Here is a 21,152-nt window from a genome sequence, read left to right as displayed (position 1 = left end):
GCGCCGGGCGATGCTGCTCGCCGGTGCGGCGGTGGCGCTGGCGGGCTGCACGTCGCTGACCAATATGGGGCTTGATTCCGACCTTTCGCCGTCGGCGCGGCCCGTCATCGCCGACAATGTGCGCACCGGACGCCTGGCGCGCATCGGCGCGGCCCAGCATCCGCGCATCCTTGCCTCCTATGGCGGCGAATATTCGGACACCCGGCTCGAGCGCATGGTGGCCGGCATCGTCGGCCGGCTGGTGACGGTCTCCGACAATCCCAGCCAGGTCTACCAGGTCTCGATCCTCGACACGCCGGTGATCAACGCGTTCGCCCTGCCCGGCGGCTATCTCTACGTCTCGCGCGGCCTTTTGGCGGTCGCCAACGATTCGGCGGAACTGGGCGCGGTGATCGCGCACGAGATGGCGCACGTGACCGCCAATCACGGTGTCCTGCGGCAGCAGCGCGAGGCCGAGGCCGTTCTGGCGAGCCGCGTCGTCTCCGAGGTCCTTTCGGACAAGGCGGCCGGAGAGCGCGCCCTGGCGCGCGGCAAGGTGGCGCTGGCGCAGTTCTCGCGTAATCAGGAGCTGGAGGCCGATGCGATCGGCATTGCGGCGATGGGTGAAGCGGGCTTCGATCCCTATGCGGCCGCCGACTTCCAGCAGGCGATGAGCGCCTTCAATGCGTTCCGCAGCGGTTCGAGCGCGCAGGAGAACAGCCTCGACTTTCTTTCGACGCATCCGTCGACGCCGCAGCGCGTCTCGCTGGCGCTCGGCCATGCGCGCAAGCTCGGCGCGCCGGGGACCGTGGGCGAACGCGACCGCAACGCCTATCTGGCGGGCATCGACGGCATGCTGTTCGGCGACAGTCCTGACGAGGGTTATGTGCGCGGCAACACCTATGCCCATGCCGAACTCGGCATCGCATTCGAGTTCCCGGCCGGCTTCGAGATCGAGAACCGCCCCGAAGCCGTGCTTGCCGCGCGTGCGAGCGACGGCGCCGGCATCCGTTTCGACGGTGTCGACGTCCCGAGCACCCAGGCGCTCACCGATTATCTGCTCAGCGGCTGGGTCGAAGGGCTCGACCGGTCGAGCGTGCGCGCGACGAAGGTCAACGGGCTCGACGCCGCGGTGGCTCGGGCGACCGTCGGTCGCTGGGCGTTCGATGTGACGGTGGTGCGTGGACCGGCGCAGGTCTATCGCGTGCTCGTGGCCGTTCCGGTGGGATCGGCCGCGCTCGAACCATTGGCGCAGAACAGCCGCACCGGGTTCCGGCTTCTGTCGGACGCTGAAAAAGCCGAACTCAAGCCGCTGCGTATCCGCGTCGTCCGCGCCGGTGCCGGCGACACGGTGGATACGCTGTCACGGACGATGCTTGGCAGCACGGATCGGGCCGGCTTCTTCCGCGTGCTCAACGGGCTCGAGCCCGACGAACGGCTCGTTCCGGGCGCGTACTACAAGACCGTGACCTACTGAATCGGCCGCGCCGGCTCGCATTCGGCCGGCATCGCGCCCGTCATGTCTCGGCGGCGCGTCGGCCGGCATTATCCCGTTCAGCGCAGATCCAGCAGCCGCTCGAGATATTCGCGCTCGAGCTGCGGCGACAGCGCGTTGCCGAGCCGCTCGCGGATCGCATCGAGGATCTCGCGGGCGCGACGCACGTCGATCTCGTCGGGCACGTCGACCGACTCGCCGAAATCGGGGCCCGATGAGCGCTGCGGCCGGCCGAGCGGATCGCGGCTGTCACCGTTGCGGGTTCCGCCGGGTTCCATCGAGCCGGCCTGTCCGTTCTGGGCCTGCTGCTGCATCTGCTGCATCATCTCGCCGGCGCCGCGTCTGAGCGCGTCCATCGCGTTGCCCTGTTCGGCCAGCGCCTGCTCGCCCTCGTTGCCGCCCAGCGCCTCGCCGGCCTCGCCCATCGAACGGCCGGCCTCGCCGAAGTCGTCGCCCGGCTCGATGCCCATGCCGCGCAGCCCCTCCATGAAGTCGTCGAGCCGCTGCTGAAGGGCCTGCTGGCCGGGCGCAAGTCCCTGCAGTCCCGGACCGCGCTGCTGGCCCTCGCCATTCTGTCCCATCTGCCCCTGTCCGGGCTGCTGGCCCTGCTGGCCCGGCTGCTGTCCGGGTTGCTGGCCCGGCTGCTGGCCGTTCTGCCCCATCTGGCCCTGCTGGTTGGGTTGACCCTGCTGACCTTGCTGTCCCTGCCGGTTCTGGCGGAAGGTCTCGTCCATCAGCTCCTGCTGCTCGCGCAGGATCTCGCCCAGTTCGTTCATCTGCTGCTGGGCCGGGTTCTGGCCCTCGCCCTGGGGATTGGGCCGCGCCATCTGAAGGTTGTTCATCATGTTCTGGAGCTGGTCGAGCATCTGCATGGCCTGCTCGCGCGCGCCCGACTGGGCCATTTCCTCGAGCTGGTCCATCATCTCGTCGAGCGTCTGCGGCGTCAGTTCCTGCCCGTCCATCTGCGGCATCTGCTGCGCGAGGTCGGGATCGTTCAGTGCGCGCTCGGCGAACTCGCGCATGTAGTCCTGCATCGCCTGGCGCAGCTCGTCCATCAGCCGGGCGATCTCCTCTTCGGAGGCGCCGTTCTCGAGCGCTTCGCGCAGCGCCTGCTGGGCCTGCTGCAGGCGGCGCTCGGCATCGGTCAGTCCGCCATCCTCGATCTGGCGGGCCACCTCCCACAGATAGTCGACCACGTCGCGCAACTGGTCGTCGTTGCGTGCGTCGGCCAGCCGCGTGCGGGCCGTCGACAGGCCGAGGAAATGGGAGGCGTTGTCGATCGTCTCCTCGGGATAGAGCATCAACGCATCGAACAGATCGACGATGGCGTCCTGCCGGTTGGCGTCGAGCGCAAGATGCCGGCGCTGCTCGATGATCGCGCGCGCCAGCGGATTGGAGAAGGGCCGGCCGGGCAGCACGAGCGTGCGGGTGGCGCTTTGCCCGATCTGACCCAGATCGTCCTCCGCCTCGAGCGTCATGCGAACCTCGGCGCCGGCCCACGGATGCTCGGTCAGATCGCGGACGGTGCGGGCGGAGCCATCGTCGGCATTGCGGCGCGGCAGCGAGAGCGGCAGCTCGGGCGGATCGTAGAGCGGCCGCGTGCCCTCCGCATCGGGGGCGGCGAGCTCGATCAGGCCGCGCGCGCCGGCGACGCGGTAATCGTCCGTCGTCACATAGCTCAACGTCATCGTACCGTTGGCGGCCCGTTCGAGCGGGTTCTCGGCGGCAAAGGCGATTTCGGGCGCGTCGTCCTCGGTCATGGTGACGGTCCAGCGGCCGAGCGCCGTTTCGCCGTCGGTGATCGCCAGTTCGCCGCCCGCGTCGACCACGGTCTCGAAGGCGCGGGCCTGACCGTCGGCGCCGCCTTCTGCCTCGACCGCGACGTCCGGCGAAGGGAAGCTGACCTGCTCGGCCCCGTTACCGCCGGCGATGCGGACCGTCACGACGCTGCCCTCGGGCACGGTGAAGGCGGACTTGTCGGCGTTCAGGTCCGAGGTCAGGAAGATCGGCGCGATGCCCGTATAGGCGGGCGGTGTGACCCAGGCATCGACGCGGGCCGGCACGACGACCTCGCTTGAGTGGCTGCGGGCGATGTCGGTCAGCGCGCCGCCTCCCGGCGCGAAGGAAAAGGCGAAGGCGGTCACGAGGAGCAGCGGCACCAGTGCGCGCAGGGCCCATGGATCGCGCGCCGGGATGGTCGTCCGGGCGCGGACCGGATCGACGCGGCCAAGGCCCCTTGCGATGCGTTCCTGATGCGCCTTCCAAAGGGCGCGTGCGAACGGATCGTCGTCGCGCGCCAGCGCATCGTCCTGCGTGGTGATCGGCCGGTGCGCCAGGCGATTGTCGCGTTCGAGCCGGTGGTCGACGTCGAAATCGGCCGGCATGACCAGATGCCGCAGCGGCCACAGCGATGCCAGACCGGCGAGGCCGAGCACGATCGCCGTGCCGATCCGGACCAGGTCGGGAACGGCGCGGAAGAAGCCGAACCAGGACAGGATCAGGAACAGGCAGACGACGAGGGTCAGCGGCAGGACGAGCGGGGCGACGCGTTCGGCGACGATCACGGCGCGGCTGAACCAGCGCGCAAAACCCAGGCCGGCGCCGGCGTTCAGGCGGCGGATGTCATGGCCGTCTCTTTCGTGGTCGTGTTCGTCGCGGGGGTTCTCCGGGGCGGCGGAAGGAGGTGCGGCCATGGTGCGGTGTCCTCGTCTCACCATGGCGAAGATAGCAGCATATATGGCGTTGGCGAGGCGAAAACCGCTCACGCTTTTGTAATCCGCAGCGCGGTTCGGGCGCTCAGAGCCAGGCGGGCACGCTGTCCATGCCGATCATCTCGTCATAGGAAGGCCGCCGGCGCGCCAGATGCCAGCGGTCGCCATGGACGATCACCTCGGGCACCAGCAGGCGCGAATTGTAGGTTCCCGCCTGCACCGCACCATAGGCGCCGGCGGTGCGGATCGCGAACAGATCGCCCGGTTCGGGCCGTGCCATCTCCCTGTCATGGCCGAGATAATCGCCGGTCTCGCAGACCGGACCGACGACATCGAGCGTCAGGCGCGGCGCGTCGTCCGCGGGCAGCCGGACCGGTTCGATGTCGTGCCAGGCGTCGTAGAGCGTCGGCCGGATCAGGTCGTTCATCGCCGCGTCGACGATCAGATAGTTCTTGTGGTCGGCCTGCTTGAGAAAGAGCGTCGTCGTGACCAGCACGCCGGCATTGCCGGCGATCAGCCGGCCGGGCTCGAAGATCGTCGTCACGCCGAGCGGACCCAGATGCTTCCTGACGATGGCGCTGTAGTCGTCGGGCAGCGGCGGCGGATTGTTGTCGCCGCGATAGGGAATGCCGAGCCCGCCGCCCAGGTCGACGTGCTCGATCGCGTGCCCGTCGGCGCGCAGCGTTCCGACCAGTTCGGCGAGCAGGGCGAAGGCGGCATCGAAGGGCTGCATGTCGGTGATCTGGCTGCCTATATGCATGTCGATGCCGTTGACGCGCAGGCCCGGCAGCGCCGCGGCGTGGCGATAGACGTCGCGCGCCTTCAGCCATGAAATGCCGAACTTGTCGCCGCTGCGGCCGGTGGTGATCTTGGCGTGCGTCCTGGCATCGACATCGGGATTGATGCGGATCGAGACAGGCGCGGTCGTGCCGGCGGCGACGGCGCGGTCCGACAGCAGTTCCAGTTCGGGCTCGGATTCCACGTTGAAGCAGCGGATGCCGACCGAAAGCGCGAAATCCATTTCGGCGGCGGTCTTGCCGACGCCGGAGAACATGATCCTGTCGGGGGTGATGCCGGCGGCGAGCGCGCGCCGCAATTCGCCCTCCGAGACCACGTCGGCGCCCGCGCCGAGCCTGGCAAGCGTCGCCAGCACTGCCTGGTTCGAATTGGCCTTCAGCGCGTAGCAGATCAGCGCGTCGATGTCGGAAAAGGCGCCGGCGAAGACCTCGTAATGGCGCGTCAGCGTGGCGGTCGAATAGCAGTAGAACGGCGTGCCGACGGCCTCGGCGATCGACGGCAGCGGCACGTCCTCGGCGTAAAGGACGCCATCACGGTACTGGAAATGGTTCACGGACCTGCGCTCACTCGATCAGCGGATCGAGGATGAAACCGCGGTCGGCGGGGGCCGGTTCAGGATCGGCCGCCTGACCCGTTGTCGCCGTGGCGCTGGCAGGCGGCGGTTCGAGCGGTCCTGCGCGGCCGCAGGCGGCGAGCGCGAGAAGGAGCGCGGCGAGCGCTGAACGGGTCATGACGGTGCGGACGGCCATGGCGAATTTCCGGTGAGCGGGTCGGGCGCCTGTGTGCGTCAAACGGGCCGGGCTTGCAAGGGCCGGTTGAAGCAAGTCCCTTCCGCGTTCGTTCCGGCCCCCATGTTGCCCCCACCCCTCACCCCTCCCCCGCAAGCGTGGGAGGGGGGCGTTAGCATCGGGCTCCATCGCTTACTCCGAGCCTGGCTCAGAATATGGTGGTTGTGGCGCGCGGCGGATGTCTCCCCTCCCACGCGTGCGGGGGAGGGGTGAGGGGTGGGGGTAACGGTTTCGGCCTGAGGCGATTATGCGAGCCCCGGAAACATCACCCCATCTTCTCGAGCCGCTTGCGCCAGTGGCGTATCTGCTTCTTCACCTCGCGCGGCGCGGTGCCGCCGAAGCTGGTGCGGCTGGCGACGGATCTGGTCACAGTCAGAACCGAGAAGACATCTGCGGTGATGCCGTCGTGGATCGTGCGCAGATCGTCGAGCGACAGTCTTTCGAGCCCGACGCCGCGCTCGGAGGCAAGCGCCACCGCGCGGCCGGTGACGTGATGGGCCTCGCGGAACGGCAGGCCCAGTTCCCGCACCAGCCAGTCGGCCAGATCGGTGGCGATCGAATAGCCCGCGCCTGCGGCCTTCTTCATCGCCTTTTCGTCGACCTTCAGGTCGGCGACCATGCCGGTCATCGCCGCGAGCGCCAGGTCGAGCGCCCGGGCGGCATCGAACAGCTGTTCCTTGTCTTCCTGCATGTCCTTGGAATAGGCGAGCGGCAGGCCCTTCATGACGGTCGACAGCGCGACGAACGCGCCGTTGATCCGGCCGGTTTTCGCCCGGACCAGTTCGGCCGCGTCCGGGTTCTTCTTCTGCGGCATGATCGACGAGCCGGTCGAGAAGGCGTCCGACAGGGTCACGAAGCCGAATTGCGGCGTCGACCAGATGACGATCTCCTCGGCCAGCCGCGACAGGTGCGTGGCGCAGATCGAGGCGACCGACAGGAATTCGAGCGCGAAATCCCGGTCGGAGACCGTGTCGATCGAGTTGCGCGTCGGACCGGAAAATCCGAGCGCCTCGGCGGTCATCTGCCGGTCGATCGGAAAGCCGGTGCCGGCCAGCGCGGCCGCGCCGAGCGGGCATTCGTCGAGCCGTTCCAGCGCGTCGCGCACGCGCGACAGGTCGCGGCCGAACATTTCCACATAGGCCATGCAGTGATGGCCGAAGGTCACCGGCTGCGCCGTCTGCAGATGGGTGAAGCCGGGCATGACGGTGCGCGCATGTTCCTCGGCGCGGCCCAGGAACGCGCCGATCAGCGCCTTGAGCGCCGCTTCGGTGCGGCGCAATTCGTCGCGCACCCACATGCGGAAATCGAGCGCGACCTGGTCGTTGCGCGACCGCGCCGTGTGCAAACGCCCGCCGGCCGGGCCGATCAGTTCGGTCAGCCGCGCCTCGATGTTCAGGTGGATGTCCTCGAGCGCGCGCGAAAAAGTGAACGTGCCCGCCTCGATTTCCGACCGTATCGTGGTCAAACCGTCGATGATGGCATCGCGGTCGGCACTGGAAATGACGCCGGTCGCCGCCAACATGGTGGCATGGGCGATGGACCCGTCAATGTCCTGGCTGTAGAGCGCACGATCGAAACCGATCGAGGCGTTGATCTCCTCCATGACGGCGGCGGGGCCGGAGGCGAAGCGGCCGCCCCACATCTGGTTGGACGCCGCCTCGGCGCCGCCCTTTGAATTGGATGAATGCGACATGGACAATCCGTCTCCGGAGCAGGACAAGAGCAGCAAGGGCCGCCGCGGCCTGACGATGGGCGTGATCGCCGCCCTTGTCGTCGCCGTCGCCGCGGCGCTCGGTTCCGCCGGCGTATACGGGAGCGGGGGCGCCTCTGACAACGGCCAGCAGGCCGCCGGCGCCTGCAACGGGGCCTATGCCACGGCGATCGAGCCCTATCTGACGGGGGACGTGGCCGCCATGGGCCTGCGCGACGATCCCGAAAACCTGTCGGCGCTGGCCTTCAACGACGGGTCCGGCGCGCCGATCACGATGGCCGATACGGGCGGCAAGCTGCGGCTCGTCAATCTGTGGGCCACCTGGTGCGCGCCGTGCCGCGAGGAGATGCCTTGGCTGGAGGAGCTGCAGGTCGAACGCGGCGGCGATGATTTCGAAGTGGTGGCGATCTCCGTCGATGGCGGCTCGGACGAAAAGCCCCGCGCGTTCCTCGAGGAGATCGGCGTCGACGATCTGGCCTTCTACCACGATCCGACGATCGGCGTGTTCAACACGTTGCGGCGCGAGGGGCTGGCGCTGGGCCTGCCGGTGACGCTGCTGATCGACGAGAACGATTGCGTGATCGCCAACATGAACGGGCCCGCCCACTGGGCGAGCCCGGATGCGTTCGCACTGATCGATGCGGCGCTTTCCGTGCGCGGCCAGGGCAGCTAGGCGGCGTTGGTGAAGGCGGCGGGCTGACCGGTCTCGATCCAGGTCTTCAGGCTCGAGGCGATCCGGGCCCATCCTTCGCGCACGCCCTCCTGACCGGCGGGCAGGCCGTAGTGCAGGATGGTGAACTTGCACGCATCGCCCTGCTTTTCGATCTCGTAGACGCAGCGCGAGGGTTTCTTGTCCTCGCCCCAGCCGGGCTCGAACGTCGCTTCGAGACGCCGGGGCGGGTCGATCGCAAGGATCTCGCCGCCGAGCATGAGGCTGCCGTCGGGGCCGAGATAGTCGAAGCGGCCGCCCTTTTTCAGATCGCTCTTCAGGCGGGCGCCGGCGATGTAGAAATGCGGGGTCTTGCCGCCGTCGGTGAGCGCATCCCAGAGCGTTTCGGGGGTCGTCCTGATATAGGTCTCCAGCACGAAATCGGGTGGGCCGTCATTGGTTGTCGTCATCGGTCCGGTTCCTTCCAACTGCGCCTTGAGGTCGAGGGCCATCCTCGCCATCGGCTTTTGCACGAGCGGCTCGATCCACCGGTCGATGACCTGCTGGAGTGGAACCGCGTTCAGATAGTGGTGCTTGAAGCGTCCGGATCGCCGCGTGACCACCAAGGATGCGTCCTCAAGCACCTTGAGATGTTTCATCACGCCGAAGCGCGTCATGCCCATTTGCTGCTCGAGTTCCGACAGGGTCTGTCCGTCACGCTCGCGAAGCATGTCGAGCAGATTGCGCCGGGTTTCGTCGGCAAGCGCCTTGAAAATCGCATCCATGAGCGACCTATAAGTGACAATATGGTCACGTGTCAATAAGGTCACATGAAATCCGTCAGAAGTTAACGCCAGCCGCCGGATCCAGCCCTCAAGGCGCGGAATGAATCGCTATGGTTGTGTTGTCGCGGTGAGGCGGCGCACAACATATGGTGAGAATGAAACGCGAACATCGTCCGATCAGCGATTCGTCGCCGATTCGTTCCCTTCCGGTTCCGAACCTTAACGGAAACGGCGCCCGAGGCGTTCGAACATGGTTAACAGAGCGTAAACAAAACCATTGCAATTCAATCTGTTAGCTTGCCCAGGGCAGGCCGTGGCGGGCTTTGGCGCCATTGGTTAACGGCCATGTTCGTGAAGCGTCGATGGCGCGGTCCACCGCGACTAGGGCTGGTATGCGCGCGGGCGGCGCGACCCACATCTGGTAGGGAACAAATCTGCAACCCATGCGAGTCAGCGATTCGTCGGCGATTCGTTCCAGACTCGTTCCGGTTGTTAACGCGTGCAGACTCAAGGTTGCCATCCCGCCCAGGGATCGGCCCTTTTGCAACCTGCATTTTGCCCCTTGCCATGGTATCGCCGGGCTGCGAGCCCTATCTGCGCGGCATCACGCGATCCGGCCCCATGCTCACCGAACACGCCTCGTTCAATTCCTTCCCGTCCCGTCAAGCCCCGCGATCGGTCTCCGGTCATGGCGTTCACGCCGTGCTGGGGCCGACCAACACGGGCAAGACGCATCTGGCCATCGAGCGCATGGTTGCCCACTCCTCGGGCGTGATCGGCCTGCCGCTGCGGCTGCTGGCGCGCGAGGTCTATGGCCGCGTCGCCGATCGCGTCGGGGCGGGCAGCGTCGCGCTGGTGACCGGTGAGGAAAAGATTGTGCCGGACAAGTCGCGGTTCACGGTGTGCACGGTCGAAGCGATGCCGCGCGAGACGGACGCGGCGTTCGTCGCAATCGATGAGGTGCAGCTCGCCGGCGATCTGGAGAGGGGCCACGTCTTCACGGACCGGCTGATGAACGTGCGCGGCCGCGAGGAAACGCTGCTGCTCGGCGCGGCGACGATCGCCCCGATGCTGCGCCAGCTCCTGCCGGGCGTCACCATCACCTCGCGGCCGCGCATGTCGCATCTTGCCTATGCCGGCCCGGCCAAGCTCACGCGGCTGCCGCGCCGTTCGGCGATCGTCGCCTTCTCCGCCGACGAGGTTTACGCGGTGGCCGAACTGATCCGACGCCAGCGCGGCGGCGCGGCGGTCGTCATGGGCGCTCTCTCGCCGCGCACGCGCAACGCCCAGGTCGATCTGTTCCAGTCCGGCGATGTCGACTATCTGGTCGCCACGGACGCGATCGGCATGGGCCTGAACCTCGACGTCGATCACGTTGCGTTCGCCCAGTTGCGCAAATTTGACGGCCACACCTTCCGCGACCTGACCCCGCCGGAGATGGCGCAGATCGCCGGACGCGCCGGCCGGCACGTGCGCGACGGAACCTTCGGCGTGTCGGCCCGCGTGCCGCCGCTTGACGACGAACTGGTCGAGCGGATCGAAGGCCACGAGTTCGACCCGCTGCGGGTGCTGCAATGGCGCAACCGGCAACTCGATTTCGCCTCGATCGATGCGCTCAAGGCCTCGCTCGACGAGCCGCCGACGATGCCGGGGCTGACGCGGGCCCTGCCGGCGGTCGACCAGAGAGCGCTCGAATTCCTGTCGCGGGACGAAACGGTTGCAAGGCTCTGCCGGACGCCGGCCGCGGTTGCGCGGCTCTGGGACGTATGCGCGCTGCCGGACTATCGCAAGATCGCCCCGGCGCAGCATGCCGACATCATCTCCTCGATCTTCCTCGATCTGGTGCGGCACGGGCACGTCGACGAGGACTTCATGGCCGAACAGGTGCGGCGCGCCGACCGCACCGACGGCGAGATCGACACGCTCTCGCACCGCATCGCGCAGATCCGCACGTGGACCTATGTTTCGCACCAGACCGGCTGGCTCGCCGATCCCGATCACTGGAAGGAGCGCACCCGCGCCATCGAGGACAAACTCTCCGACGCGCTGCACGAGCGCTTGACGAAACGGTTCGTTGATCGCAGGACATCTGTGCTCATGAAGCGCCTGAAAGAGAACGGGACCATGCAAGCGGAAATCAGTCAGGCCGGAGACGTAAACGTCGAGAGCCACCATGTGGGGAAGCTGGAAGGGTTCCGCTTCACCGCCGACCAGGCCGCCCAGGGCGAGGACGCCAAGGCGGTTCGCGCGGCGGCGCAGAAGGCGCTGGCCGGCGAGTTCGAGGCGCGCGCCGAACGGTTCGCCGCTGCCCCCAATGGCGACCTGGCGATCGGTCGCGACGGGCTCTTGCGCTGGCTGGGCGCGCCGGTCGGCTCGCTGACCGCCGGCGAGGAGTGGCTTTCTCCCCGTCTGATCCTGTTCGCAGACGAGCAGCTCAACGGCGCTGCGCTCGACAAGGTGCGGGCGCGCGCCGAGCGGTTCGTCACCCATCATATCGAAACCCATCTGAAGCCGCTGACCGACCTTAAGAAGGCGGATGAGCTTTCGGGCATCGCGCGCGGCATCGCCTTCCGGCTGATCGAGAATTTCGGGATCGTCCAGCGCCGCGAGATCGCCGGCGATATCAAGTCGCTCGATCAGGACGGGCGCGCGGCGCTGCGCCGATACGGCGTGCGTTTCGGCTTCTATCACATCTTCGTGCCGGCCCTGATCAAGCCGGCGCCCGCTGGGCTGATGACGCTGCTCTGGGCGCTGCAGAACGACGGGATCGACAAGCCGGGTTATGGCGACGTGGTCGACCTTCTGGCCAGCGGGCGCACATCGCTCGTCACCGATCAGGGCTTCGATCCGGAGTTCTTCAAGCTTGCCGGCTATCGTCACCTCGGCCCGCGCGCGGTGCGCGTTGACATTCTCGAGCGGCTGGCCGACCTGATCCGTCCCTGCATCTTCTTCAAGCCCGGCGGCGAGACGCTCCCCGAGGGCGCCTATGGTGGCGGACGGTTCGTCGTGACGCCGGCGATGCTGTCGATCCTGGGCGCGACGATGGCCGACATGACCGAGGTGCTCAAGGCGCTCGGCTACCGGCACGAAAGCGTCGATGCAGCGGACGCCGAGCGGCATCTTGCCGACCTGCGCGCCGAACATGCGCCGAAGCCGGCCGAGCCGGAAGCCCCGGCGGCTTCGCAGCAGCAGCCGGAGGCGGAGCCTGCTGCGACGGACGCGCCATCGTCGCCATCCGCCGACGTGACGGAGCCCGCTCCGGAAACGGCAATCGCCGCCGAAGCCGAGAAGCCGGTCGAGGCTTCCGCCAATGGAGCCGGTACGCACGGCGGCGGGCAGGCGCCGGCCGAACCCCCCGCAGGCACGGCCTCGACGCAGACCCCGGAGACCACACCCGTGGACGCCGAGCCTCCGGCGGCCGAGCAAGGGGCTGCCAAGGCGGAGGTGGCCGCACCCGTCGACGAGACGCCGGCCGAACCCGAACCCGTGCTCATCTGGCGGCAGGGATCGGTCGGACGGCGCGGCGACCGGCGTCCCGGCCAGCGCGGAAACCGGAAGGGCGATGGTCCCGGCCGGCCCGACGGACGGCAGGGCAAGCCGCCGCACGAGGGCGAAAGGCACGCCAAGGGCAAGCGGCCGCGCAAGGGCGGCAAGCCGGGCGACAAGGGGCCGCGCACGGCGACCGCCGGACCGCCCCGGCGCGAAAAGGCCGCCGATCCGGACTCGCCGTTCGCCAAGCTCCAGGCGCTCAAGGATCAGCTCGGCAAATGAGCGAGGCCGGGCAGGCCGAACCCCGCCTGCCGGCGCCCGGTCCGGACCGGCAGCGTGTCGATCGCTGGCTGTTCTTTGCCCGGGTGGTCAAGTCGCGCGCGCTGGCGGCGAAGATGGTCGGCAGCGGCGCCGTCCGGGTCAATTCCGACAAGATCACCCAGCCCAGCCGGTCCGTGCGTCCCGACGACGTGCTGACGATCAACACCGGACGCCGTGTGCTGGTCTACCGGGTCGTCGACTGCGGCACCCGGCGCGGACCTGCGCGCGAGGCCCGGCTGCTGTACGAGGACCTCAGTCCGCCGCCGCCGGAACGGCCGGCCTCGCCGCTCGATGCGCCGGCGCTGCGCCGCGAGCCCGGTACCGGTCGCCCGACCAAGAAGGAGCGCCGGGCGCTGGACAAGCTTGATCCAAACGGAAACTCGTGGTGAAAGCCCGTTGCGCGGTCGCGCAGGGGACAATCACCGAGCCAGCCGGAAGCGTCATCCGGAGACGCGGATCTAGCATGCCGCCAAGCCTTGTGCGAGATAACAGAACCTTTTAAGTCAACTTTGCGGCGTGTAAACTTGGAGTGACACCGTGACCTACATCGTGACCGACAATTGCATCCGCTGCAAATACACGGACTGCGTCGAGGTGTGTCCGGTCGACTGTTTCTACGAAGGCGAGAACATGCTCGTCATCCATCCCGACGAATGCATCGACTGCGGGGTCTGCGAGCCCGAATGCCCGGCCGATGCGATCAAGCCGGACACCGAGCCGGGGCTCGACCAATGGCTGAAGATCAACACCGAATATGCCGACAAATGGCCCAACATCACGGTCAAGAAGGACCCGATGCCGGACGCCGACGACTATGACGGTAAGCCCGGCAAGTTCGAGGCGTTCTTCTCCGCCGAACCGGGTGAAGGCGACTGACGGGCCGGGGCTTCGCATTTCAGCCGGCGGTTAACCAACGGGCGCAATTGCGCGTCAAACGGGCGCATTCGGCGGCCGCTGCGTTGAAAATGCGGGCAAAAAATGTTAAGTATGTCCTAATGTCGTTTTCAGCCACGATGACGCGCATCGGCGTGCGCACTTCCACAAGGGTTTGAGCCGGGTCTTGATCGGTTCGCGGTCTGGAGCTTTCCAGCCGAGAGCGGTCGCTTCCCGGCTTTGTCGTGCGCGGATGACATTGCCTAACCGGCTTCGGCCGCAACCATAGCCCGACATGTGTGTCGTCCGGCAGGGAGTATGAAAAGCATGGCATCTTCGCCCAAAAAACCGGCCCAGCGCCAGGGTTTCAAGACGAACGAGTACATCGTCTATCCCGCACACGGCGTTGGCCAGATCACGGCCATCGAAGAGCAGGAAGTGGCCGGTCACAAGCTGGAACTGTTCGTCATCGAATTCCAGAAGGACAAGATGCGCCTGAAAGTGCCGGTGGCCAAGGCGCTGTCGATCGGCATGCGCAAGCTCGCCGAGGGCGGCTTCGTGGACCGCGCGCTGAAGGTCCTGCAGGGCCGGGCCCGGATCAAGCGCACCATGTGGTCGCGCCGCGCGCAGGAATATGACGCGAAGATCAATTCGGGCGACCTGATCTCGATCGCCGAGGTGGTTCGCGACCTTTATCGCGCCGAAAACCAGCCCGAGCAGTCCTATTCGGAGCGTCAGCTCTACGAGGCCGCGCTCGACCGGATGGCGCGCGAGATCGCCGCCGTCAAGAAGGTCTCCGAGACCGAGGCGGTCCGCCTGATCGAGACGCACCTGAACATGGGGCCCAAGCGCACCGCGAAGGCCGAGAACGACGAAGCGGGCTCGCAGGAACAGGCCGCCTGAACCGACCGCTTGACGACCAAATTGTGAGCCGGCGCGATTTCGCGCCGGCTTTTTTCGTCGATGGCAGCCGAAAAATCCCGGGCGGCCGAAGTGGCTGGAATGGCTCCGGATTTGGCCGGAAACGGGCCGTTCCATGGAACTTTGGTCTTAACTTTTTACATATCCCCGTGAACCGCTGCGCCACCGGCCGCGTAAACCTTGCATATCGTGGCGAAAGCCTCGTGCAAGGGAGAGCGCGATGACGAACGAACCGGCACGACGCGACATGGTGCGCCTCGCCATGACGGCACCCTACCTCGAACGCGAGGAAGAGCATGCTCTTGCGGTGCGGTGGAAGGAAGCGCGCGACCAGGAAGCTCTCCACAAGATCACCACAGCGCATATGCGGCTGGTCATTTCCATGGCGTCAAAGTTCCGCTCGTTCGGTCTGCCGATGAGCGACCTGATCCAGGAAGGCTATGTCGGCCTGCTCGAAGCGGCCGCCCGGTTCGAGCCGGAGCGCGAGGTCCGCTTTTCGACCTATGCGACATGGTGGATCCGCGCCTCGATGCAGGATTACATCCTGCGCAACTGGTCGATCGTGCGCGGCGGAACCTCCTCCGCGCAAAAGGCGCTCTTTTTCAATCTCCGGCGGCTCCGGGCCAAGCTCAGCCGTTCCGACGAGCCGCTGTCCCAGCCGGCCATGTATCGCCAGATTTCCGAGGCGCTCGGTGTCGGCGAGAAGGATGTGGCGCTGATGGATTCGCGCCTGTCCGGCCCAGACACCTCGCTCAGCCAGACCTTCACCGACGATGAAAGCGCGTCGTCGACCCGGATGGACTTTCTGGTCGACGACCGGCCGCTGCAGGATGAACTGGTCGAAGACCAGATCGACACCGAACGGCGTTCGGTCTGGCTGAAGGAAGCGATGGGCGTGCTGAACGAACGCGAGATGCGCATCATCGCCAAGCGTCGCCTGTCCGAGGACGGCGCGACGCTGGAATCGCTGGGCACGGAACTGGGGATCTCCAAGGAACGCGTGCGGCAGATCGAGAATCGGGCGCTCGAGAAATTGCGGGCCGCGCTGGTTCGCGACAACCCGGCCGTCGCCTCCACCTACGCCTGAACGGCCGGCCTCCGACCGGGCCCGGTTCAGGCAGCCAGCGCCTCGTTCACCGCGCCTCGGATATCGGCCAGCGTGAACGGCTTGGACACCACATCGATGACGATCTTGTCGACGTCGGCGGCGCGTTCGCGCTGCTCGGCATAGCCGGTCATCAGCAGGATCCGCAAATCCGGGAAGTCCTTGACCGCGTTCCTGGCCATGGCGATGCCGTCCATGGCGGGCATGCGGATGTCCGACAGCACCAGATCGTAGGCGCCCGCGCGCTCGGCGATCTGTTCGAGCGCGAGATCGCCATCGTCGGCCTCGTCGACCGTGTGGCCGTCCAGTGTCAGCGCGCGGGCCGTGAAGCCGCGAACCGAAGCATCGTCGTCGACAACCAGAATCTGCGCCATCGTCACGCGTCTCCCGTCACAACGCCCACATAGGGCAGTTCACGAAAGGCATGGCCGACATCCATGCCGTAGCCGACCACGAAGTGATCGGGGCATTCAAAGCCGATGAAATCGGCGTCGAGCGGCGTATCGGCATGCCGCCGTGTGCGCTTGTCGAGCAGAACGGCGATCGACACCGAACGCGCGCCGCGATCGAGCAGGATCCGCCGGGCATGGGTGAGCGTCGTTCCCGATTCAAGAATGTCGTCGATCAGCAGCACGTCGCGGTCGCGCACGTCGCTGTCAATGTCGCGCAGCAGCTTGACCTCGCCGGCGGTCGTGCCCGCGCCATAGGCCGACAGCATCATGAACTCGACCTCGGGCGAAAGGCCCGCATCATGCATCGCCCGGATCAGGTCGCCGGCGAAGATGAACGAGCCCTTGAGGACCGAGATGACGAGCAGGTCGTGATATTCGCGCTGGGCGATCTCCTTGGCGAGCTCGAGGTTCCGCCGGGCGATCGCCGAGGCGGGGAAGAGCACTTCGATACGCTTTCCTCGGACGATCTGCATTTGCTCAATGGCTGGGGGTCAACGCGATTCGCGGCTCGACGGAGCCATAATCGCCCGCGGGGATGCGGGTTGTAAAGGCCATCCGCTCGCCCGGTGCGAGCCGTTCGCCGCGGCTGACCGTGTGGGTGACCGAGCCGCTTCCGTCGGCGCGGTCGAAGGTGATCGCAATTGACGGCGCGGTTGTCGCCGTCGTGCCGGTGTTGCGAAGCCCGGCCCGCACGACGATCACGGCGCGGCCGCCGGAGGTGTCGACGCGCGTCGTCGCCCCGTCGAGAACGACCGGCGTGACCGGGACAGCGGCGGGCGTCGGCGAAGGCGTGGGGATGCCATGGAAGAACACATGGCCGCCGGCAACGTAGAAGGATGCGCACGCACTCAGCGTGGCGATCGCCGCAAAGGCCGGCAGCGGCATCGGCCGTCCGCCCCGCGGCTCGGCCGTGCCCGCGCGGAACAGGCCCAGCCCGTGCGCCGGCGGTGCGTCCGACGTGTGATTGGGCGCCGTGGTTCCGCCGGTCGACCCGGTGCGGCCGAGCGATTCGAACTCGGCGTCGACGATCTCGTCGGACTGCAAATTCACGCCCGCCGTCCATTTGTGTGCGTTCGGTTCGCCCAGACCTATCGTCCTGAAGGTTAACCATTTGTTTCGCGTCGCACCGGTGATGACGCGTTGCGGCAAGAATTGATGGTGATCTGCGCCCTTTGCGCACAGGCGAGCCTGCCCTAGCCTTTTATTGTCCCGTCATGGGGCCGCAACGAAGGAGACTGTCCAATGCGGATGAAAACCGTGTCGCTGACAGCCGCGTTTCTTCTGGCTGGCGCAACCGTTGCCTCGGCAGGTTGCAACTGGAGCAAGGACGTCGTCGCGCAGACGCCCGTCGACCATGGCAAGATGACCAGGGTCGAGGTGGCCGAAGCGCCGGTGGATGCATGGCTGATCGAGTATCTGGAAGCCTGGCAGAACGCCTGACATCACGACGCTCGCAGACCTCCGATCACGAAACCGGCGCCGGATCCCTCCGGCGCCGGTTTTCGTTCTAAGAGGTTGCGGCCGGTGGCCGACGAACGATCAGAAATCGATGCGGAACTTGCGCAGCACGCCGAACCGGACGTGAAACTGGTCGCGGCTGCCGACGGCCGTGACGGGCGAGGCGCCCGCGTCGCCGGTCAGGCGGTGATAACCGGCCATGCCCTCGACGGCCCAGCCCTCGCTGACATCAAAGCGCATGCCGGCCTCGACGCCCCACGACTTGATGCCCGCGGATGCATCGAAGGTGGCAAAGCCGGGCGTGCCGGCGGGAACGCTGAAATAGGTGTCCATATAGCCATTGTCGGCATAGGAGATGCGCGGGCCGGCATAAAGCTTGAGGCCCTCTTCGGGGCGCACGACCGCGTCGATGCCCGCTTCGCCCGTCCAGCCATGATGACCGCCGAAGCCGCGCCGGAGATTGGCATGCAGGCGCAGCCACTGCGCCTCGTAGGAGGCTTCGACGCCCACTTCCACCGCAAGGTCGACATTGGCGAGGCCGGTCAGGGCCGGCGTGTCGCGTGCGGTGCGTTCGCCACGCACGGCAAACGAGGGCGATACCGAAAAGCCGCCTTCGCGCCCGCCGCCGATCTGGAAGCCGTTCGGCAGGGCCAGGCGCTTCAGCCGGACGATCGGATAGGGCGACAGGAGAATTTCCGAGGAACCCTCATAGCGCGGGGCGGCGTTGGCGCCGCCGCCAAGTTCGAATTCGATGCCCGGTTGCGCCGGAGGCGCCCCATAGCCATCCGACTGGGCCCAGGCCGGCAGGACCGGTCCGAGCGTGAGCAAAAGGGCCGCGACGGCGGTTTTCTTGACCCGGTTCATGCAAATCCTCGACAGGCACGCGTTACGGGCACGAACGATGAATCAGCGTCTGAGTCAATCCGTGTCCCCGCACCATCATACGCTCACCAACCCTGATGGATCGATGAAACGGCGGGCATTTGAATGACAGCGTTAACGCTCGGTTAACCGCCGCAGGCGCGCATCGACCGAAATCAGAAGTTGATCTCGGTCTTGTAGCCCACATCGGGCTCGGCATCGGTGACGTTGGCCTTGGCGATCTCCCAGCCGAACCGGATACGGCTGTCGGTGGAAGCCCAGATTTCGGCATGGCCGGGCTTGAAGCAAAGCATGGTCAGGCCGGGATTGTCCTTGTCGCCGAACCAGGCCTCGGCCATCGGCGACCAGAACCGTTCGATGTGTTCGGGGCTGCGTTGCACCGACAGGTGCCCGCGCAGGCAGGCGTGGAAATCGTGATCCTTGCCGATCAGGCAGACATGCACGGTGCCGCCTTGCGATCCCACGGTCTGCGCCAGTTCGGTGTCGGCCTTGGTGTAGAACCAGATCGCTTCCTCGTCGCGTGCCAGAAGCGGCGCCATCGGTTGCATGTGCTGGCTGTGATCGGTGCTGCCGACCATGATTGCGGTGGCGTTCTCGACCGCCTCCCAGAGCTGTCCCTTGGGATCGGTGTGGGCCTTGGAAATGTCTGCCATCTGTCGTGCCTCCTTGTTCCGATGAGGAACAGGAGGCGGCGGCGATGGTTCCATCGCCGCGACCGTTACATGTGCAGCGGCTTGCCGGTGGCCGAGGCGAGCGCGGCTTCGCGGACGGCCTCGCTCATGGTCGGGTGGGCATGGCAGGTGCGCGCCAGATCCTCGGACGATCCGCCGAACTCCATCAGCACGGCGCATTCGTGGATCAGGTCGCCGGCACCGCGGCCGACGATGTGCACGCCGAGCACGCGGTCGGTGGTCTTGTCGGCAAGGATCTTCACGAAGCCGTCGGTCGCCAGCATCGCGCGAGCGCGGCCGTTGGCGCTGAACGGGAACTTGCCGACGGTGTATTCGACGCCGTCGGCCTTCAGTTCCTCTTCGGTCCTGCCGACCGAGGCGACCTCGGGCTCGGTATAGACGACGTTCGGGATGACGCCGTAGTTGACGTGGCCGGCCTGGCCGGCGATCCGTTCGGCGACGGCCATGCCCTCGTCCTCGGCCTTGTGGGCGAGCATCGGTCCCCTGACGACATCGCCGATCGCCCAGATTCCGGTGACCGAGGTCTGCCAGTGCTCGTTGATGTCGACCCGGCCGCGGTCGTCGAGCACGACGCCCGCCTTCTCGAGGCCAAGCCCCTCGGTGTAGGGCTTGCGGCCCGTGGCGACGAGCACGACATCGGCATTGAGCGTTTCGGCGTCGCCGCCCTTGACCGGCTCGTAGGTGACATGGCCGCCCTTGCCGGCCTTGTGCACATCGGTGACCTTGGCGCCGAGCTTGAAGGTCAGCCCCTGCTTGGCCAGAAGCTTCTGGAACTGGCGCGATACATCGCCGTCCATGCCGCCAAGGATCGTGTCGAGATATTCGACGACCGTCACCTCGGCGCCGAGACGCGACCAGACCGAGCCCAGTTCGAGCCCGATCACCCCGCCACCCACCACGATCATCTTGGCGGGCACCTTCTCCAGCTTGAGGGCGCCTTCGGACGAGACGATCACCTTGTCGTCGAACGCGACATCGACGCCGGGAATGCCGGCGACATCGGAGCCGGTCGCGATGACGATGTTCCTTGTCTCGATCTCCTGCGCTTCGCCCTTTTCGGGCGTGACGCTGACCTTGCCTTCGCCCAGGATCGACCCGGTGCCCTGCAGGACATCGACCTTGTTCTTCTTCATCAGGAAGGAGACGCCGTCGACATTGGCTTTGACCGTCGCGTCCTTGTGGGCGAGCATCGCCTTGAGATCGAGCTTGGGCTTGCCGACGTCGACGCCGAGCGGCTTGAGGTCATGGCCGGCCTGATGGAACATCTCCGAAGCGTGCAGCAGCGCCTTGGACGGGATGCAGCCGATGTTCAGGCAGGTGCCGCCGAGCGTCGGCCATTTCTCGACGATCGCCGTCTTCAGGCCAAGCTGCGCGGCCTTGATCGCGCACACATAGCCGCCCGGGCCCGAACCGATTACCACGACATCATAGCTCATATCCTGCTGTCCCCTCTGGCGGCGGCGTGTTGGTTAGCTGGCAAGTTCAAGGATGGCAGCCTGACGTTCGGCACGTTGGCGAAGCGTGTCGGCACCGAAGTCGATCTCGTTGCCCTGCGGATCCTGCCAGTAGATGCTGTGTCCATGCTCGCCGATCCGGACGCCGGCGAAACTGTCCGGATCGTCGCGGAGGAAGGCGAACATCGGGCCCTCCTTGATGATCGGGCGAATATCGACGAGGCCGACATAGCCGTCATCCCACGTCATCTTGAGAACGCCTGGCAATACGACCTCTACCTCGCGGGCGCGCACGTCTTGGGGGATGCTCATCGGATTTTCTCCGGGAGGCGTCCGGCTCGCAGGTCCAGCCAAGCCTGCATCAGCGGGCTTGTCGACGCGAGGACCCAGGCAAGTACGGCCTGCTTCTTCCCCGCCGGCAGGTCGCCGCGCAGGACACCGGCATTTTCGATTTCCACCATCATATCGTCTCCTGCAAACCGCGCGTGGACATGTGGCGGCGGGTGATCGTCAGCGTACATATAGATCGCCACGCCCTCAACGCTGGCAATCCGCGGCATCGCGCAATCACCGCGCCGAAGGGCGTACT

21 protein-coding genes are annotated in these 21,152 nt (G+C 66.7%); 8 read left to right on the top strand and 13 right to left on the bottom strand.

All coding sequences use genetic code 11. The features are described 5' to 3' along the window. Positions 1 to 10: 10 nt before the first annotated feature. Entirely contained in the window at positions 11 to 1,456 is a 1,446-nt protein-coding gene (locus tag E0E05_RS00410; protein WP_244598091.1) for a M48 family metalloprotease, read from the top strand. Positions 1,457 to 1,533: 77 nt separating this feature from the next. On the opposite strand, the gene E0E05_RS00405 is transcribed toward E0E05_RS00410, so the two are convergent. The 4 genes from E0E05_RS00405 to argH all read right to left on the bottom strand — a co-directional run bounded on the left by E0E05_RS00405 (position 1,534) and on the right by argH (position 7,464). Then, positions 1,534 to 4,167 (bottom strand): TIGR02302 family protein, encoded by a 2,634-nt coding sequence (locus tag E0E05_RS00405; RefSeq protein WP_131614888.1) that lies wholly within the window; start codon positions 4,165 to 4,167, stop codon positions 1,534 to 1,536. Between the two features lie 103 nt (positions 4,168 to 4,270). Continuing rightward, entirely contained in the window at positions 4,271 to 5,536 is a 1,266-nt protein-coding gene (gene lysA / locus E0E05_RS00400; RefSeq protein ID WP_131614887.1) for a diaminopimelate decarboxylase, read from the bottom strand. 10 nt (positions 5,537 to 5,546) lie between these two features. Beyond that, the gene (lptM, locus tag E0E05_RS00395) at positions 5,547 to 5,732 is read right to left on the bottom strand and encodes an LPS translocon maturation chaperone LptM (RefSeq protein ID WP_131614886.1); all 186 of its coding nucleotides are present in this window, start codon (positions 5,730 to 5,732) and stop codon (positions 5,547 to 5,549) included. A 304-nt stretch (positions 5,733 to 6,036) separates the two neighbouring features. After that, entirely contained in the window at positions 6,037 to 7,464 is a 1,428-nt protein-coding gene (argH, locus tag E0E05_RS00390; protein ID WP_131614885.1) for an argininosuccinate lyase, read from the bottom strand. On the opposite strand from argH, the gene tlpA reads away from it, so the two are divergent. Next, positions 7,463 to 8,155 carry a thiol:disulfide interchange protein TlpA gene (tlpA, locus tag E0E05_RS00385; protein WP_244597851.1) on the top strand — a complete coding sequence of 231 codons (693 nt, stop codon included), beginning with the start codon at positions 7,463 to 7,465 and terminating at the stop codon, positions 8,153 to 8,155. The two genes, argH and tlpA, sit on opposite strands and share 2 nt — an antisense overlap. Here tlpA and E0E05_RS00380 read toward each other — a convergent pair. Continuing rightward, entirely contained in the window at positions 8,152 to 8,961 is an 810-nt protein-coding gene (locus tag E0E05_RS00380) for an ArsR/SmtB family transcription factor (protein ID WP_244597849.1), read from the bottom strand. The genes tlpA and E0E05_RS00380 overlap by 4 nt on opposite strands. Before the next feature lie 576 nt (positions 8,962 to 9,537). Here E0E05_RS00380 and E0E05_RS00375 point away from each other — a divergent pair. The 5 genes from E0E05_RS00375 (at position 9,538) to E0E05_RS00355 (ending at position 15,607) form a co-directional block, all read left to right on the top strand. Then, positions 9,538 to 12,687, top strand: a complete 3,150-nt coding sequence (locus E0E05_RS00375) for a helicase-related protein (protein ID WP_131614884.1) — start codon at positions 9,538 to 9,540, stop codon at positions 12,685 to 12,687. Next, a complete protein-coding gene (locus E0E05_RS00370) occupies positions 12,684 to 13,115 on the top strand; it encodes an RNA-binding S4 domain-containing protein (RefSeq protein WP_131614883.1) in 432 nt (143 codons plus the stop codon). The genes E0E05_RS00375 and E0E05_RS00370 overlap by 4 nt, the downstream gene beginning before the upstream one ends. A gap of 148 nt (positions 13,116 to 13,263) precedes the next feature. Next, the gene (gene fdxA, locus E0E05_RS00365; RefSeq protein ID WP_039723866.1) at positions 13,264 to 13,602 is read left to right on the top strand and encodes a ferredoxin FdxA; all 339 of its coding nucleotides are present in this window, start codon (positions 13,264 to 13,266) and stop codon (positions 13,600 to 13,602) included. A 324-nt stretch (positions 13,603 to 13,926) separates the two neighbouring features. Continuing rightward, positions 13,927 to 14,502, top strand: coding sequence for a CarD family transcriptional regulator (locus E0E05_RS00360; protein WP_131614882.1), 576 nt, complete (start codon positions 13,927 to 13,929; stop codon positions 14,500 to 14,502). 238 nt (positions 14,503 to 14,740) lie between these two features. Then, positions 14,741 to 15,607, top strand: a complete 867-nt coding sequence (locus tag E0E05_RS00355) for an RNA polymerase factor sigma-32 (RefSeq protein ID WP_131614881.1) — start codon at positions 14,741 to 14,743, stop codon at positions 15,605 to 15,607. Positions 15,608 to 15,633: 26 nt separating this feature from the next. On the opposite strand, the gene E0E05_RS00350 is transcribed toward E0E05_RS00355, so the two are convergent. The 3 genes from E0E05_RS00350 to E0E05_RS00340 are packed head-to-tail and all read right to left on the bottom strand — an operon-like array spanning position 15,634 to position 17,127. Next, entirely contained in the window at positions 15,634 to 15,999 is a 366-nt protein-coding gene (locus tag E0E05_RS00350; RefSeq protein WP_131614880.1) for a response regulator, read from the bottom strand. Between the two features lie 2 nt (positions 16,000 to 16,001). Next, positions 16,002 to 16,550 carry a hypoxanthine phosphoribosyltransferase gene (gene hpt / locus E0E05_RS00345; protein WP_131614879.1) on the bottom strand — a complete coding sequence of 183 codons (549 nt, stop codon included), beginning with the start codon at positions 16,548 to 16,550 and terminating at the stop codon, positions 16,002 to 16,004. 4 nt (positions 16,551 to 16,554) lie between these two features. Then, complete coding sequence (locus E0E05_RS00340) at positions 16,555 to 17,127, bottom strand: hypothetical protein (protein ID WP_131614878.1); 573 nt, start codon at positions 17,125 to 17,127, stop codon at positions 16,555 to 16,557. Positions 17,128 to 17,319: 192 nt separating this feature from the next. On the opposite strand from E0E05_RS00340, the gene E0E05_RS00335 reads away from it, so the two are divergent. Next, a complete protein-coding gene (locus E0E05_RS00335; RefSeq protein ID WP_131614877.1) occupies positions 17,320 to 17,517 on the top strand; it encodes a hypothetical protein in 198 nt (65 codons plus the stop codon). A 99-nt stretch (positions 17,518 to 17,616) separates the two neighbouring features. Here the strand turns inward: E0E05_RS00335 and E0E05_RS00330 are convergent, their stop codons facing one another. The 5 genes from E0E05_RS00330 to E0E05_RS00310 form a co-directional block, all read right to left on the bottom strand. Next, a complete protein-coding gene (locus E0E05_RS00330; RefSeq protein ID WP_131614876.1) occupies positions 17,617 to 18,399 on the bottom strand; it encodes a MipA/OmpV family protein in 783 nt (260 codons plus the stop codon). Positions 18,400 to 18,572: 173 nt separating this feature from the next. Next, entirely contained in the window at positions 18,573 to 19,070 is a 498-nt protein-coding gene (locus E0E05_RS00325) for a pyridoxamine 5'-phosphate oxidase family protein (RefSeq protein WP_158629234.1), read from the bottom strand. A gap of 65 nt (positions 19,071 to 19,135) precedes the next feature. Beyond that, positions 19,136 to 20,545: a dihydrolipoyl dehydrogenase gene (lpdA, locus tag E0E05_RS00320; RefSeq protein ID WP_131614874.1), complete on the bottom strand. Its 1,410-nt coding sequence runs from the start codon at positions 20,543 to 20,545 to the stop codon at positions 19,136 to 19,138. A 33-nt stretch (positions 20,546 to 20,578) separates the two neighbouring features. Then, positions 20,579 to 20,875 carry a DUF2442 domain-containing protein gene (locus E0E05_RS00315; RefSeq protein ID WP_131614873.1) on the bottom strand — a complete coding sequence of 99 codons (297 nt, stop codon included), beginning with the start codon at positions 20,873 to 20,875 and terminating at the stop codon, positions 20,579 to 20,581. Further along, complete coding sequence (locus tag E0E05_RS00310; protein ID WP_131614872.1) at positions 20,872 to 21,123, bottom strand: DUF4160 domain-containing protein; 252 nt, start codon at positions 21,121 to 21,123, stop codon at positions 20,872 to 20,874. The genes E0E05_RS00315 and E0E05_RS00310 overlap by 4 nt, the downstream gene beginning before the upstream one ends. Positions 21,124 to 21,152: the final 29 nt, after the last annotated feature.

It is taken from the genome of Roseitalea porphyridii (genome assembly GCF_004331955.1).
GTDB lineage: Bacteria > Pseudomonadota > Alphaproteobacteria > Rhizobiales > Rhizobiaceae > Roseitalea > Roseitalea porphyridii.
This window is presented reverse-complemented; position numbering and strand designations above follow the sequence as displayed.

Coding starts and splice junctions, on each gene's coding strand:
- tlpA (WP_244597851.1), top strand. CDS start 7,463: ATGGACAATCCGTCTCCGGAGCAGGACAAGAGCAGCAAGGGCCGCCGC.
- hpt (WP_131614879.1), bottom strand. CDS start 16,550: ATGCAGATCGTCCGAGGAAAGCGTATCGAAGTGCTCTTCCCCGCCTCG.
- E0E05_RS00350 (WP_131614880.1), bottom strand. CDS start 15,999: ATGGCGCAGATTCTGGTTGTCGACGACGATGCTTCGGTTCGCGGCTTC.
- E0E05_RS00375 (WP_131614884.1), top strand. CDS start 9,538: ATGCTCACCGAACACGCCTCGTTCAATTCCTTCCCGTCCCGTCAAGCC.
- E0E05_RS00355 (WP_131614881.1), top strand. CDS start 14,741: ATGACGAACGAACCGGCACGACGCGACATGGTGCGCCTCGCCATGACG.
- argH (WP_131614885.1), bottom strand. CDS start 7,464: ATGTCGCATTCATCCAATTCAAAGGGCGGCGCCGAGGCGGCGTCCAAC.
- lptM (WP_131614886.1), bottom strand. CDS start 5,732: ATGGCCGTCCGCACCGTCATGACCCGTTCAGCGCTCGCCGCGCTCCTT.
- lpdA (WP_131614874.1), bottom strand. CDS start 20,545: ATGAGCTATGATGTCGTGGTAATCGGTTCGGGCCCGGGCGGCTATGTG.
- E0E05_RS00315 (WP_131614873.1), bottom strand. CDS start 20,875: ATGAGCATCCCCCAAGACGTGCGCGCCCGCGAGGTAGAGGTCGTATTG.
- E0E05_RS00405 (WP_131614888.1), bottom strand. CDS start 4,167: ATGGCCGCACCTCCTTCCGCCGCCCCGGAGAACCCCCGCGACGAACAC.
- E0E05_RS00330 (WP_131614876.1), bottom strand. CDS start 18,399: ATGAACCGGGTCAAGAAAACCGCCGTCGCGGCCCTTTTGCTCACGCTC.
- E0E05_RS00370 (WP_131614883.1), top strand. CDS start 12,684: ATGAGCGAGGCCGGGCAGGCCGAACCCCGCCTGCCGGCGCCCGGTCCG.
- E0E05_RS00410 (WP_244598091.1), top strand. CDS start 11: ATGCTGCTCGCCGGTGCGGCGGTGGCGCTGGCGGGCTGCACGTCGCTG.
- E0E05_RS00310 (WP_131614872.1), bottom strand. CDS start 21,123: ATGCCGCGGATTGCCAGCGTTGAGGGCGTGGCGATCTATATGTACGCT.
- E0E05_RS00335 (WP_131614877.1), top strand. CDS start 17,320: ATGCGGATGAAAACCGTGTCGCTGACAGCCGCGTTTCTTCTGGCTGGC.
- E0E05_RS00360 (WP_131614882.1), top strand. CDS start 13,927: ATGGCATCTTCGCCCAAAAAACCGGCCCAGCGCCAGGGTTTCAAGACG.
- E0E05_RS00325 (WP_158629234.1), bottom strand. CDS start 19,070: ATGGCAGACATTTCCAAGGCCCACACCGATCCCAAGGGACAGCTCTGG.